Source organism: Methylopila sp. Yamaguchi (genome assembly GCF_002897035.1).
Classification (GTDB): Bacteria; Pseudomonadota; Alphaproteobacteria; order Rhizobiales; family Methylopilaceae; genus Methylopila.
Map to the genome: position 1 here is coordinate 27,509 of NZ_BAUX01000003.1, position 13,581 is coordinate 41,089.

Below are 13,581 nucleotides of genomic sequence, written 5' to 3' on the forward strand. Positions count from 1 at the left end.
GCGGTCTGGAACGAGAGCTAAGACCCGAAGCGCCAGCGTCCAGAGCGACGGCGGCCGTCTACTGCGGCGGGGTGCCGTTGGCGCCGAGCGCGTCGCCCGCGAGATAGAGCGAGCCGGTGATGAGCACGCGGGGCGGAACGGCGCCGGCCGCGCGCGCGGTCTTGGCCAGAGCCTCCTCGATCGTGGCGCAGGCCTCCGCGGCGAGCCCGGCGCGTTCGGCCGCGGCGGCCACCTCCTCGACGGATCGCGCGGCGGACGAGGACGAGATCGGGACGCAGTAGACGCGGCCGGCGAGCCCCGAAAAGGCCTCCAGGAAGCCGTCGGAGTCCTTCGTGTTGAGCATGCCGACGATCATCACGATCGGCTTCGGAGACCGCTCGTCCAGTTCGGCCAGCGTGGAGGCGATCGCGCGGCCCCCGTCCGGGTTGTGCCCGCCGTCAAGCCAGAGCTCGGAGCCTTCGGGCAACAGCGTCGGCAGACGTCCGGTCGCGAGCCGCTGCATGCGCGCCGGCCAGTTGACGGAGCCAAGGCCGGCCTCAATGGCGTCGGCGCCGACTTTCAGCACGGGCAGGGCGCGCAGCGTCGCGATGGCGGCGCCGGCGTTCTCGATCTGGTGGCGGCCCACGAGGCGCGGCAGCGGCAGGTCGAGCAGCCCGTCGCCGTCCTCGAACACCAAGCGGCCGCGCTCCTCGCGCGCCTGCCAGTCCTGGCCCGATATCGACAGCGGCGCCGCGACGCGCGCGGCCTCGCGCTCGATCGCGATGAGGGCGGCCTCCTCCTGCCGGGCGAGAATCGCAGGCGTCAGGCTCTTCAGCACGCCGGCCTTCTCATGGGCGATGGCGGCGATGTCGTCGCCGAGGAACTTCTGATGGTCGAGGCTCACCGGCGTGATGACGCTCGCGAGCGCGGTCTCGATCACGTTGGTGGCGTCGTAGCGGCCGCCGAGCCCGACCTCCAGCAGCAGCACGTCCGCGGGCGAACGCGCGAACAGCAGCATGGCCGCGACGGTGGTGATCTCGAACAGCGTGATCTCGCGGCCGGCGTTGACGCGCTCGACCTCGTCGAAGGTCGCGACCAACCGGTCCTCGTCGACGTAGCGTCCGCCGTCGGCGGAGCCGAGCCGGATGCGCTCGTGGAAGCGCACGAGATGCGGCGAGGTGTAGACGTGGACGGAGCGGCCGGAGGCCTCCAGCATCGCCCGCAGGAAGGCCGTGGTCGACCCCTTGCCGTTGGTGCCGGCGATCTGGATCGCCGGCGGCATCGCCCGCTCCGGATGGCCGAGATCGGCCAGCAGACGCTGGGTCCGGCCGAGGGAGAGGTCGATCTCCTTCGGGTGCAGCGCGAGGAAACGCGCCAGGATGGCGTCGCTGATCTCCACCGACGTCTGCTGCCGGGCGGGCGCGGGGCTCACGCCGGAACGGGTCCGGCGTGAGCCTCCTCCGGCTCCGGCGCGGCGAGAGCGCGACCGTCGTCCTTCGGCTGCTTGGTCAACAGGCGGCACAGCCGCGCGAGCGTCGCGCGCAGGTCCTTGCGGTGGACGACCATGTCCACCATGCCGTGGTCCTTCAGGTATTCCGAGCGCTGGAACCCGTCCGGGAGCTTCTCGCGGATCGTCTGCTCGATCACCCGGGGGCCCGCGAAGCCGATCAGCGCGCCGGGCTCCGCGATGTGGACGTCGCCCAGCATCGCGTAGGAGGCGGTGACGCCGCCCGTGGTCGGGTTGGTCAGCACCACGATGTAGGGCTTCTTCGCTTCGCGCAGGATCTGCACCGCGACGGTCGTGCGCGGCATCTGCATGAGGGAGAGGATGCCCTCCTGCATGCGCGCCCCGCCGGAGGCCGCGAAGAGGATGCAGGGGGTGCCGCGCTCGGCGGCGGTCTCGAGCCCGCGGACGATCGCTTCGCCGGCCGCCATGCCGAGCGAGCCGCCCATGAACTCGAAGTCCTGCACGACGACCGTCACCGGCGCGCCCTCGATCGTCCCGACCGCCACCTTCACGGCGTCGGTCATGCTGGTCTTGGTGCGCGCGTCCTTGAGCCGGTCGACGTATTTCTTCTCGTCACGGAACTTCAGCGGGTCGATTGCGACATCAGGAAGCGCGATCTCCTCGAACCCGGGATCGAGCGTCGCCGCAAGCCGCTGCTTCGCGCCCATGCGCATGTGGTAGCCGGAGCCGGGGATCACCCAGTCGTTGGCCTCCACGTCCTTGTGGAACACGAGCTGCCCGGTCTCGGGGCATTTGATCCACAGGTTCTCCGGCGTCGCGTCCTTGCGCGGCCAGAGGTTGTTGATCTTGGGACGTACGACGTTGACGAGCCAGTTCATCGGGGCCTTGCGCCTCCCGTTTTAGCGTCAGGCCGCGACGCGGGCCGAGCGGACCCCGGCGGCGAGCGCCGCGACGAGGTCCGTCACTGCGGACACGGTCTTGGCGGTTGCGTGGCCTTCGGCGTCGAGCGAGCCGCGAACGGCGTCGACCAGAGCCGAGCCGACCACCACGCCGTCCGCGCCTTTCGCGATCGCCGCCGCATGTTCGGGCGTCTTCACGCCGAAGCCGACGGCGACGGGCAGGGCCGTGTGGCGCTTGATGCGCTGCACGGCTCCGGTCACCACGTCGAAATCAGGCGTCGCCGTTCCGGTCACGCCTGCGATCGAGACGTAATAGACGAAACCTGAGGTGTTTTGGAGCACGGCGGGAAGCCGCAGGTCGTTGGTCGTAGGGGTCGCAAGCCGGACGAAGGCGAGGCCGGCCTTGAGCGCGGGGAGGCAGAGCTCTTCGTCCTCCTCCGGCGGCAGGTCGACGACGATCAGGCCGTCGACGCCGGCGGCCTTGGCGTCCGCGAGGAAGGCCTCCACGTCGTAGACGTAGATCGGGTTGTAGTAGCCCATCAGCACGATCGGCGTCGCGTCGTCGTCCGCGCGGAAGGCGCGCACCAGGTCGAGCGTCTTCACCAGGCTCTCGCCGCCCGCCAGCGCGCGCAGGCCCGCCTGCTGGATCGCCGGGCCGTCGGCCATCGGGTCGGTGAAGGGCACGCCGAGCTCGATCACGTCCGCGCCCGCGCTCGGCAGCGCCTTGAGGATCGCGAGCGAGGTCGCGTGGTCTGGGTCGCCGGCGGTGACGAAGGTGACGAGCGCGGCCCTGCCTTCGGAGGCTGTGGCGGCGAAACGGGCGTCGATGCGGGTCGTCACAGGCTCGTTCCCAGAAGCTCGGCCACCTGCGGCACGTCCTTGTCGCCGCGGCCGGAGAGGTTGACGACCATCAGGTGGTCCTTCGGCAGGCCGGGCGCGAGCTCGACCACCTTGGCGATGGCGTGCGCGCTCTCAAGCGCCGGGATGATGCCCTCGAGCTTCGACAGCAGCTGGAACGCCGAGACCGCCTCGTCGTCGGTGGCGGAGAGGTACTTCACCCGGCCGATGTCGTTCAGCCAAGCGTGCTCCGGCCCGATGCCGGGATAGTCGAGGCCCGCGGAGATCGAGTGGCCCTCCTCGATCTGGCCGTCCTTGTCCATCAGCAGGTAGGTGCGGTTGCCGTGCAGCACGCCGGGGCGGCCGCCGGCGATCGAGGCGGCGTTCAGCTGGGTCAGGCCGTGGCCGGCGGCCTCCACGCCGTAGATCGCGACGTCGGCGTCGTCGAGGAAGGGATGGAACAGGCCGATGGCGTTCGAGCCGCCGCCGACGCAGGCGATCAGGCTGTCGGGCAGGCGGCCTTCGAGCTCCTGCATTTGCGCCTTGGTCTCGTCGCCGATGACCGACTGGAAGTCGCGCACCATGCCGGGGTAGGGGTGCGGGCCGGCGACGGTGCCGATGCAATAGAAGGTGTCGGCGACATTGGTGACCCAGTCGCGCAGCGCCTCATTCATGGCGTCCTTCAGCGTGCGCGCGCCGGACTGCACCGGCACCACGGTCGCGCCCAGCATCTTCATGCGGAACACGTTGGGCGCCTGCCGCGCGACGTCGACCGCGCCCATGAACACCACGCATTCGAGCCCGAAGCGGGCGCAGAGCGTCGCGGTCGCGACGCCGTGCTGGCCGGCGCCGGTCTCGGCGATCACCCGCTTCTTGCCCATGCGGCGGGCGAGCAGGATCTGGCCGAGGACGTTGTTCACCTTGTGGGAGCCGGTGTGGTTCAGCTCCTCGCGCTTAAGGTACACCTTCGCGCCGCCGAGATGCTCGGTCAGGCGCTCGGCGAAATAGAGCGGGCTCGGCCGGCCGATGTAGTGGGTGCGGTAGGACGCCATCTCGGCGTGGAAGGCTGGATCCTTCTTCGCCGCCTCGTACTCCTTCTCGAGCTCGAGGATCAGCGGCATCAGCGTCTCGGCGACGAAACGGCCGCCATAGATTCCAAACCGGCCGCGCTCGTCGGGGCCGGTGCGGAACGAATTCGGCAGGGCATGTTCGGTCACGGACGAAGCCTTCATCAAGATGCGCGACGGCTGGCGCGTGTGCGGTCAGCCATCCGATCGTACGGCGCGGACGAACGCCCGGATGCGCTCCGGATCCTTGACGCCGGGGGCGCTCTCCACGCCCGAGGAGACGTCGACCGCGGGCGCGCGGGTGCGCGCAACGGCCTTGGCCACGTTCTCGGGCGTAAGTCCTCCGGAAAGCACGAAGCGCAGGCTGGGGTCAAGCGCGGCAAGGAGGTCCCAGTCGAAGGCGACGCCGTTGCCGCCGGGCAGGTCCGCCCCCTTGGGGGGCTTGGCGTCGAACAGCACCCGGTCCACGACGCCGGCGTAGGCGGACGCGAGAGCCAGGTCCTCGGCGGTCGCGACCGGGACCGCCTTCCAGACCTCGCGGCCAAAACGGGCCTTCACCGCCGCCGCCCGCTCCGGCGTCTCGTGACCGTGGAGCTGCAGAACGGCGGGATCGACCGCCTCGACGAGCGCCGCCAACGCGGCGTCGTCGGCGTCGACGGTGAGCAGGGCGATCCCGGCCCTGCCGTGGGCTCGCCGCGCAAGATCGCGCGCGCGGTCTGGCGTCACATGACGCGGGCTCCTTGGAAAGGAGACGAATCCCACATGGCTCGCGCCGGCGTCGAGAGCGGCGTCGAGCGTCGCCTCGTCCGACAGACCGCAGATCTTGATCTCGACCGACATCGCGGGCCCTTTCACGCCGGCGCCTCCGCCGGCGGCTTGGCTTCGCATGTCGGCGTTCGCCCGCGCAACGTCAATCGCCGCGAACGGCCAGCCCTGTCGCAGCGCGCCCCGGCGGCGCGTAGGCCGGCGAGGTCGGGCGCCTGCTTAGGGATCTGGGCGAGCGCTCCGGCGACGCTGTCGGAAACATCGGTCCGGCGACCGTCGGCACGACAGGACTGCAGGCGAAACGACAAAACACGTCGCACAACTGGATTTGTATATAAAGTCGACAAACATGCAGTGGATTGTTATATCCGCCGTCCCGGTCCCTCCGTGACAGCGGCGGCGACCCTCTTGCACGGCGCGCCCGCGCCGCATCGGAGCCTGCCATGGCCGCCTTCTTCCGCCGCGCCGTTCTCGCGCTCGGCCTCGCCGCCTTCGCCGCAGCCCCGGCCCGCGCCGCGGAGCCGACCACGATCCTCAACGCCTCCTACGACGTCGGCCGCGAGCTCTATGCGGCGCTGAACATGGCCTTCGCCGCGGACTGGAAGGCGAAGTCCGGGACCGAGATCACCGTCAACCAGAGCCACGCCGGGACCTCCAAGCAGGCGCGCTCGATCCTTGAGGGGCTGGACGCCGACGTGGTGACCTTCAACCAGGAGCTGGACGTGCAGTTCTTGGCCGATAAGGGCGCGGTCGCTTCGGACTGGCGCACGCGCCTGCCGAACGGCGCCTCGCCCTACTTCTCGCTGCCGGCCTTCGTGGTGCGCGCCGGCAACCCGAAGAGCGTGAAGAACTGGGACGATCTCGTCCGCTCGGACGTGAAGGTGGTGTTCCCGAACCCGAAGACCTCGGGCAACGCCCGCTACACCTACCTCGCGGCCTACGCCTTCGCGCTGAAGGCCTACGGCGGCGACGAGGCCAAGGCGGACGACTTCGTAAAGAAGCTGCTCGCCAACGTGCCCGTGTTCGACACCGGCGGCCGCGGCGCGACCACGACCTTCGTGGAGCGCGGCATCGGCGACGTGCTGGTGACCTTCGAGGCCGAGACGGCCGCCGTGAAGAAGGAGTACGGCGCCGACAAGGTCGACGTCGTGGTGCCGCCGGTCAGCCTGCTCGCGGACTTCCCCGTTTCGGTGGTGGACAAGGTGGTCGACAAGCGCGGCAGCCGCGCGGTCGCCACCGGCTATCTCGAGTGGCTCTATTCGCCCAAGGCGCAGGAGATCATCGCGTCCTTCAACAACCGCCCGCGCGACGCCAAGGTGACCGCCGCGACGGAAGCGCAGTTCCCCAAGGTCGAGCTTCTGACGGTCGACGCCGTGTTTGGCGGCTGGAAGAAAGCGAACGACGTCCACTTCGCGTCGGGCGGCAAGCTCGACCAGCTGTTCGTGGGGCGCTAAAGGCCCCGCGCCTACCGCACACCGCGCCGCGGCGCCCTCCGGCTTGACCGGAGGGCCCGAACCGGCCGTAAAGCTCGACGCCGAACACGGATCCTCCGGTCAAGCCGGAGGGTGACGCGTTTCATCCTGCCCTTTCCGAGCCTGTCGGGCGCGGAAGGGTTTCCAGCGAGCCCGTATGCCCCGCACGATCCTCCCCGGCTTCCGGCTCGCGATGGGCTGCACGCTGCTCTACGTCGGCGTGATCGTGCTGCTGCCGCTGGCGGCGCTCGTCTGGCAGGCGGCGGACCTCGGTTGGGCGCGGTTCGTGACGGTCGTCACCGGCGACCGCGCGCTCGCCGCTTTCCGCGTCACCGTTTTTTCTGCGCTCGGCGCGACCGCGATCAACGCGGTGTTCGGCCTCGCGCTCGCCTGGGCGCTCGTGCGCTACGACTTTCCCGGCAAGCGCCTGCTGGACGCCTTGGTCGACGTGCCCTTCGCGCTGCCGACCGCGGTGGCGGGCGTCGCGCTCACCGCGCTGTTCGCCGGCAACGGCTGGTACGGGCAGTTTCTGGAGCCGCTCGGGATCAAGGTCGCCTACGCCCCGCTCGGAATCGTCGCCGCCATGACCTTCACCAGCCTGCCGTTCGTGGTGCGCAGCGTGCAGCCGGTGCTCGAGGATCTGACCGCCGACGTCGAGGAAGCCGCCGAGACGCTCGGGGCCGGTCAGGCCCGCATCTTCGCCGGCGTGATCTTCCCGGCGATCTTCCCGGCCTTTCTCGCCGGGTGCAGCCTCGCCTTCGCCCGCTCGCTCGGCGAGTTCGGCGCGGTGATCTTCATCGCCGGCAACCAGCCGTTTCGCACCGAGATCGCGGCGCTGCTCGTGTTCATCCGCCTGGAGGAGTACGACTACCCGGCGGCGGCCGCGATCGCCTCCGTGATGCTCGGCGCGGCGTTCCTGATGCTGCTGGCGGTGAACGCCATCCAGCTCTGGAGCCTGCGCTGGACGAGGTCGGCGGCATGAGCGCGAAGCGTCGCCCCCGCGTCGGCGACGGGCCGGTCTTCCGGCCGGCGCTGCTCGCCTTCGTCATGCTCGGCGCTGCGCTGCTGATCGTCGGGCCGCTCCTGATCATCTTCGTGGAGGCCTTTAAGGCCGGTCTCGGCATCTATCTGTCGAACCTCGCCGCGCCCGACACCGTCCACGCGATCGGCCTCACCGTGCTGACCGCGCTTGTCGCGGTTCCGGTCAACGTCGCCTTCGGGATCGCGGCCGCCTGGGCGATCGCGAAGTTCGAATTCCCGGGCAAGGGCCTGCTGACGGCGCTGGTGGAGCTGCCGTTCTCGATCTCGCCGATCGTGGCCGGCGTCGCCTATCTCTTCGTCTACGGCGCGCAGGGGTGGTTCGGGCCGACGCTCGATGCGCTCGGGATCAAGGTGATGTTCGCCTACCCCGCGATCGTGCTGGCGAGCCTGTTCGTCACCGCGCCCTTCGTGGCGCGCGAGATTCTGCCGGTCATGCAGCAGCAGGGCTCGGACGAGGAGGAGGCGGCGCTGTCGCTGGGCGCCTCGGGCTGGCGCACGCTCTGGAGCGTGACGCTGCCGAACGTCCGCTGGGCGCTGCTCTACGGCGCCGTGCTGACCAACGCGCGGGTGATGGGCGAATTCGGCGCGGTGTCGGTGGTGTCGGGCTCGATCCGTGGGGTGACCAACACGCTGCCGCTGCAGATCGAACTGCTGTACCAGGACTACAACGCGCCCGGGGCCTTCGCGGCGGCGACGGTGCTCGCCGGCATCGCGCTGCTCACCATCGTGGCTAAGCTGGTCGTCGAGCGGATGGATCCCGACAGGGCCGGCTGAGGCCTACTCGTCCTCGCCGAAGCGGTTCGCGACGAGGCTCGCGATCGCCTCGATCGCCTCTTCCGCGTCTGCGCCCTTGGCCTCGACGTAGATCGTGGTGCCCGGCGCCGCAGCCAGCATCATGAGCCCCATGATCGAGGTGCCGCCGACCGTCTCGCCGGCGCGGCTCACGCGCACGTCCGCGTTGAACCGCTCGACGACCTGGACGAACTTCGCGGAGGCGCGAGCGTGCAGACCCCGCTTGTTGATGATCGGGAGCTCGCAAGAAACGCGGCTGTCGCTCGTCTCGATCATTGCGGCGGCGTCCTGGACCATCACACTCTGGGAAAGGGAGGAAAGGGGAAAGCCTATTTGCCCGAGAGCACGCGGCTCGCGACGTTGATGTACTTGCGCCCCGCCTCCTGCGCCTGCACCACCGCCGCGTCAAGCGGAAGGTCGGAGCGGACGCTCGCAAGCTTGATCAGCATCGGCAGGTTGATGCCGGCGATGACCTCGACCTTGCGGCCCTCCATGCAGGAGATCGCCAGGTTCGACGGGGTGCCCCCGAACATGTCGGTCAGGACGGCGACCCCATCGCCCGTGTCGACCTCGCGGACCGCGGCGATGATGTCGCCCCGACGCAGCTCCATGTCGTCCTCGGGCTCGATCGTGATGGTCGCGATCTGGCCCTGGGGTCCGACGACGTGCTCGAGCGCGGAACGAAACTCACAGGCGAGCCGCCCATGGGTTACGAGTACGAGGCCTATCATGCAGTCTCCGCGCAAGCTCGTTTGCGCTCCGGGTCGAGGTCGTCGGGCGGCGGGCCGTCGCCGATCGACCTGAAAAGAGGCGCCGACGGCGCCGGAAGAGGCAGTTTTTCATGTTGCGGCGCGAACGCAAGTGCGGAGCCGCCACAACCCGCGTGCGACAGCATGCGCAAAATGGCGTGGCACGCCAGCATGAGGCCGCCGGGATCGCCTCCTGCGACCGGAAGTCGCGGCAGCGGGACCCCTTCCTCCTCCGTGCGAAGCTCCTCCGCCTCGGGAGAGCGGGCAGCGGCGACGCCGAGATCAACCACCAGGCGTACGACCGCCGAAGGACAGAAGGTCTCGGGGACCACGCCGAGGCCCCGCACCTCCACCAACCCGGCGATCGCCTCCGGCGCCTCGGCGATCAGGCGGCCGCCGACCGTCGTCAGCCGCACGCGGTCGTCGGCGACGAGGCGGGCGAAAAGGCCCTCGCGCTTTGCCTCGCGCAACAGCGTGAGCGCGAGCGTCGTTTTGCCGGCGCCCGAGGCTCCGCGGACGAGCACGCCGGCTTCGCCGATCACCACGACGCTGGCGTGGCTCGTGGGCGCGCTCATGCCAGCGCCGCCGGCAGACGCACGACGAAGCGCGCGCCCAGGATCTTGGGCTCGTCCCCCTCGTGGACGGGCTTGCGAACCCGGTTTTCGGCGCGGATGCGGCCATTGTGCGCCTCCACGATCTGCCGGGAGATCGACAGGCCGAGGCCGGAGTTCTGACCGAACCCCTGGTCCGGCCGGTCGGTGTAGAAGCGCTCGAAGATCTTCTCGACGGCGTCCGGCCGAATGCCTGGGCCGCTGTCCTCGACGACGATCTCTACCGAGGCCTTGGAGCGGCGGCAGAGGACCCGCACCGTCGCGCCCTTGGGCGAGAACGAGCGCGCGTTGTCGATCAGGTTGGTCACGACCTGCGCGAGCCGCGAATCGTGGCCGAGCACGAGATAGGCGTCGCGGCCCTGGGCCGCGTCGGCGACCGTGAGCGCGACGGCGACGCCGTCGTCCCGGGTGACGCTGTTCTGCATGTCGATCACCGTCGTGAGCAGCTTCACCACGTCCACCGGCTCGGTGTCCTGACGCTGGAGTTCGGCGTCGAGCCGGCTCGCGTCGGAAATGTCGCTGATGAGCCGGTCGAGCCGGCGCACGTCGTGCTCGATCACGCCGAGCAGGCGCTGGCGCGAGTCGTCGTTGCGGGCGAGCGGCAGCGTCTCGACGGCCGAGCGCAGCGACGTCAGCGGGTTCTTGAGCTCGTGCGCGACGTCGGCCGCGAAGCGCTCGATCGCCTCCATCCGGGCGTAGAGCGCGTTGGTCATGTCGCGCAGCGCGCCGGAGAGATGACCGATCTCGTCGGAGCGGTTGGTGAAGTCCGGGATCTCGGCCCGCCGCCGGACGCCGTTGCGCACCCGCTCGGCCCCGTCGGCGAGCTTGCGCACCGGGCCGGCGATCGTGCTTGCGAGCAGCAGCGACAGCACCACCATGACGGCCGCGGCCACCAGGAAGACGCGGACGATCGCGAACCGCTCGGCCTGCACGATGGCGTCGATGTCGCCGCCCTGGGTCGAGAGCAGCAGCACGCCGGTGACGGCGCGGAAGCGCTGAATTGGCACCGCGACCGAGACGATGATCTCGCCGTTGTCGTTCACGCGCACGATGCTCTCCGGCGTGCCGGAGATCGCGCGCTTGACCTCGGGGTAGGCCCGTCCGTTGGACGCCCCGATCTCCTCGTAGACCGGCAGGTCCGAACGCCGGAACCACCGTTTCACGGTGCGGACCGCCTGGTCGATGAGCGTGGGCTCGCGGGTCTGCGGCGGCGGCAGGTCGAAGCGCAGGATGTCGCCGCGCGCGTAAAGCGAGCGGGAATCCAGCAGCAGCGCGCCGTCGCGGTCGTAGATGCGGGCGCGGGTGCGCGTCGGCGTCACGAGTCGGCGTAGCACCGGCGCGACCCGCTCGGGGTTGATCGGAAATTCGAGGCTGGTCAGCCCCTCCTCGTTCGGCGAGGCGCTTTCGCCGGCCTGAAGCTCCAGCAGCCGGTCCGGGTCGACGTAGAGCTGGTTGGTGTCGACGGTGGCGGAGGAGGCGATCGCGCCGGCGATGATCTCGCCCTGGATCAGCAGGCTCTGCACGCGCGCGTCGATCAGCCCGGCCCGAAACTGGTTCAGGTAGAGGATGCCCGACAGCAGCGCGACGAGGCCGGCGAGGTTCAGGATGACGATGCGGCGCGTCAGGCTGGAGAAGCCCAGCATCCGCAGCGCGAGCAGCGCAGCTTTGGCGCGCTGCTTGAGCGAGGGACGCGCGGCGTCGTCGTCGGCGTCGACCGTCGCGATCTCGTCCGGCCGTTCCGCGTCGACGCTCATTCCGTTGTCCGTCCGAACGCGGCCCGGCGGGCCGCCGCTCAGATTTCCTTGAAGCGGTATCCGACGCCGTACAGCGTCTCGATCATGTCGAAGTCGTCGTCCGCCGACTTGAACTTCTTACGGAGCCGCTTGATGTGGCTGTCGATGGTGCGGTCGTCGACATAGACTTGGTCGTCATAGGCCGCGTCCATCAGAGCGTTGCGGCTCTTCACCACCCCCGGACGCATCGCCAGCGCCTGCAGGATCAGGAACTCGGTGACCGTCAGCGTCACCGGCTCACCCTTCCAGGTGCAGGTGTGACGTTCGGGGTCCATCATCAGCAGGCCGCGCTCGAGCGCCTTGCTGTCGGGACCCTTGGCCACGGCGCCCGGCGCCGTCGGGTCCTTCGCGGCCGCCCGGCGCAGCACCGCCTTGACGCGCTCGACCAGAAGGCGCTGCGAGAACGGCTTCCGGATGAAGTCGTCCGCGCCCATCTTGAGGCCGAACAGCTCGTCGATCTCCTCGTCCTTGGACGTCAGGAAGATGACCGGAAGCTCGGACTTCTGGCGCAGCCGCCGCAGCAGCTCCATCCCGTCCATGCGCGGCATCTTGATGTCGAAGATCGCAAGATCCGGCGGCGACGTCTTCAGCCCCTCAAGGGCCGCGGCGCCGTCGTTGTAGGTCTGGATCCGGTACCCCTCCGCTTCGAGAGCGATGGAAACCGAGGTCAGGATGTTGCGGTCGTCGTCGACCAAAGCAATGGTTGGCATGTCGCCGTCATATGTCGAGAAACCCACGCCGCATGAAGCGGCGCCAAGTGGCCTAAATGTGACGGACGCGCCGATTGGACTTGATTGTCAAGGCGCCACTTGGTCGGTGCCCGCAGGAACGGAGCGCCCCGCGCCGATGACCACAGCCGCACCCGCCACGCCGCAGCCCGCCGCCGGTCCCGGTTTCGATCCGGTTGCGGTCGCTCGCGGGCTGCTCCGGTCCGCCCGTCGCGCCAGCCTGGCGACGCTCGGGCGCAACGGCGCTCCCTACGTTTCGTTGGTCGCCGTAGCGACCGCGCCTGACGGCGCGCCGCTGCTGCTGGTGTCCGATCTCGCCCGCCACACGCACAATCTCGCGAGCGACCCCCGCGCGAGCCTGCTCTGCGCCGACGTCGGCGCGGGCGATCCGCTCGCCCATCCCCGGGTCACGCTGTTCGGCGCCTGCGTCCAGGTCGACAAGGCCGAGCAGAAGGCCCGCTGGCTCGCGCGGCAGCCCGAATCGGCGATGTATGTCGGCTTCTCGGACTTCCGCATGCTCCGGCTGGAGCCTCATGGCGCGCACCTCGTCGCCGGCTTCGGGCGCATCGTCGACCTGGCCTGGGACGATCTGCGCACGGACCTTGCCGGCGCCGAGGGGCTGATCGCGGCGGAGGAGGGGATCGTCGCGCACATGAACGAGGACCATGCCGACGCCACCCGCCTCTACGCCACGAAGCTGCTCGGCCTGCCGGACGGCGACTGGCGCTTCGAGGGCGTCGATCCGCTTGGCTGCGAGATCGCCCTCGACGGACGCGCCGCCTATCTGCCGTTCGACGCGCCTGCGACGACGGCCGGCGACGTGCGCAAGCAGCTGGTGGCGCTGGTCGCAAAGGCGCGGGGCGGCTAAGGCCGCCTAACCGATCGCAACGATCTCCACCTCGCCGCCCGCAACGGTCGCGGCGTCGCCGACGGTCTTCCCCATCAGCGCGCGGGCGAGCGGGGAGACATAAGAGACGGAGCCCTTCGCGGGGTCAGCCTCGTCCTCGCCGACGATGCGGAAGGTCTGCCGGCGGCCGTCCTCGCGGTCGAAGGTCACCGTCCCGCCAAAGGTGACGGTGTCTGGGTTCGCGGCCGGCTCGATCAGCTCGGCGCTGGCGCGGCGGGCCGAGTAGTAGCGCAGGTCGCGGGTGGCGCGGGCCATCGCCGTGCGGTCCTGCTGGATGTCGCCCGTCGCCTGCGCCGCGGCGTAGGCGGCGCGCGCTTCGGCCAAAGCCGCGTCGAGCTGGCGCAGGCCCTCGGGCGTCACGAGATTGGGATGCGGCGAGATCGGGCGGTCCGGCAGGTCGGCGGCGGTCGCCTCGTTCTCCTGCTCTTTTGTGAAGGCGACGCTCATCGCTGCTCTGTGTGTGACGCTTCGGG

General features: G+C 69.9%; 14 protein-coding genes and 1 pseudogene. 4 read left to right on the top strand and 11 right to left on the bottom strand.

The window, feature by feature from the left end; all coding sequences use genetic code 11:
• Window positions 1-58 precede the first annotated feature (58 nt).
• From METY_RS04355 to METY_RS04375, 5 genes and pseudogenes are all read right to left on the bottom strand, one after another.
• Window positions 59-1,378, bottom strand: a complete 1,320-nt coding sequence (locus tag METY_RS04355; RefSeq protein ID WP_103120438.1) for a bifunctional folylpolyglutamate synthase/dihydrofolate synthase — start codon at window positions 1,376-1,378, stop codon at window positions 59-61.
• Window positions 1,377-2,325: pseudogene (gene accD / locus METY_RS04360) on the bottom strand (acetyl-CoA carboxylase, carboxyltransferase subunit beta); the annotation flags it as partial. The pseudogene accD and the gene METY_RS04355, both read right to left, overlap by 2 nt.
• Window positions 2,326-2,352: 27 nt before the next feature.
• Complete coding sequence (trpA, locus tag METY_RS04365) at window positions 2,353-3,186, bottom strand: tryptophan synthase subunit alpha (RefSeq protein WP_103120171.1); 834 nt, start codon at window positions 3,184-3,186, stop codon at window positions 2,353-2,355.
• The gene (gene trpB / locus METY_RS04370) at window positions 3,183-4,415 is read right to left on the bottom strand and encodes a tryptophan synthase subunit beta (protein WP_103120172.1); all 1,233 of its coding nucleotides are present in this window, start codon (window positions 4,413-4,415) and stop codon (window positions 3,183-3,185) included. Before trpB ends, trpA begins: the two co-directional genes overlap by 4 nt.
• Before the next feature lie 30 nt (window positions 4,416-4,445).
• On the bottom strand, window positions 4,446-5,090 hold the full coding sequence (locus tag METY_RS04375; RefSeq protein WP_103120439.1) for a phosphoribosylanthranilate isomerase: 645 nt from the start codon (window positions 5,088-5,090) through the stop codon (window positions 4,446-4,448).
• 368 nt (window positions 5,091-5,458) lie between these two features.
• On the opposite strand from METY_RS04375, the gene METY_RS04380 reads away from it, so the two are divergent.
• The 3 genes from METY_RS04380 (at window position 5,459) to cysW (ending at window position 8,302) form a co-directional block, all read left to right on the top strand.
• Window positions 5,459-6,469, top strand: coding sequence for a sulfate ABC transporter substrate-binding protein (locus METY_RS04380; RefSeq protein ID WP_103120173.1), 1,011 nt, complete (start codon window positions 5,459-5,461; stop codon window positions 6,467-6,469).
• A 175-nt stretch (window positions 6,470-6,644) separates the two neighbouring features.
• The gene (cysT, locus tag METY_RS04385) at window positions 6,645-7,469 is read left to right on the top strand and encodes a sulfate ABC transporter permease subunit CysT (RefSeq protein ID WP_103120174.1); all 825 of its coding nucleotides are present in this window, start codon (window positions 6,645-6,647) and stop codon (window positions 7,467-7,469) included.
• On the top strand, window positions 7,466-8,302 hold the full coding sequence (gene cysW, locus METY_RS04390; RefSeq protein WP_103120175.1) for a sulfate ABC transporter permease subunit CysW: 837 nt from the start codon (window positions 7,466-7,468) through the stop codon (window positions 8,300-8,302). Before cysT ends, cysW begins: the two co-directional genes overlap by 4 nt.
• 3 nt (window positions 8,303-8,305) lie before the next feature.
• Here cysW and METY_RS04395 read toward each other — a convergent pair whose 3' ends face one another.
• The 5 genes from METY_RS04395 to METY_RS04415 are packed head-to-tail and all read right to left on the bottom strand — an operon-like array spanning window position 8,306 to window position 12,183.
• A complete protein-coding gene (locus METY_RS04395) occupies window positions 8,306-8,596 on the bottom strand; it encodes an HPr family phosphocarrier protein (RefSeq protein ID WP_103120440.1) in 291 nt (96 codons plus the stop codon).
• 53 nt (window positions 8,597-8,649) lie between these two features.
• Window positions 8,650-9,051: a PTS sugar transporter subunit IIA gene (locus METY_RS04400; protein ID WP_020186711.1), complete on the bottom strand. Its 402-nt coding sequence runs from the start codon at window positions 9,049-9,051 to the stop codon at window positions 8,650-8,652.
• Window positions 9,048-9,644: an HPr kinase/phosphorylase gene (locus tag METY_RS04405; protein WP_103120176.1), complete on the bottom strand. Its 597-nt coding sequence runs from the start codon at window positions 9,642-9,644 to the stop codon at window positions 9,048-9,050. Before METY_RS04405 ends, METY_RS04400 begins: the two co-directional genes overlap by 4 nt.
• The gene (locus METY_RS04410; protein WP_103120177.1) at window positions 9,641-11,434 is read right to left on the bottom strand and encodes a sensor histidine kinase; all 1,794 of its coding nucleotides are present in this window, start codon (window positions 11,432-11,434) and stop codon (window positions 9,641-9,643) included. Before METY_RS04410 ends, METY_RS04405 begins: the two co-directional genes overlap by 4 nt.
• Window positions 11,435-11,472: 38 nt before the next feature.
• The gene (locus METY_RS04415; protein ID WP_103120178.1) at window positions 11,473-12,183 is read right to left on the bottom strand and encodes a response regulator transcription factor; all 711 of its coding nucleotides are present in this window, start codon (window positions 12,181-12,183) and stop codon (window positions 11,473-11,475) included.
• 136 nt (window positions 12,184-12,319) lie between these two features.
• On the opposite strand from METY_RS04415, the gene METY_RS04420 reads away from it, so the two are divergent.
• Complete coding sequence (locus tag METY_RS04420; protein WP_103120179.1) at window positions 12,320-13,069, top strand: HugZ family pyridoxamine 5'-phosphate oxidase; 750 nt, start codon at window positions 12,320-12,322, stop codon at window positions 13,067-13,069.
• Window positions 13,070-13,075: 6 nt separating this feature from the next.
• Here the strand turns inward: METY_RS04420 and greA are convergent, their stop codons facing one another.
• On the bottom strand, window positions 13,076-13,555 hold the full coding sequence (gene greA, locus METY_RS04425; RefSeq protein WP_103120180.1) for a transcription elongation factor GreA: 480 nt from the start codon (window positions 13,553-13,555) through the stop codon (window positions 13,076-13,078).
• Window positions 13,556-13,581 lie beyond the last annotated feature (26 nt).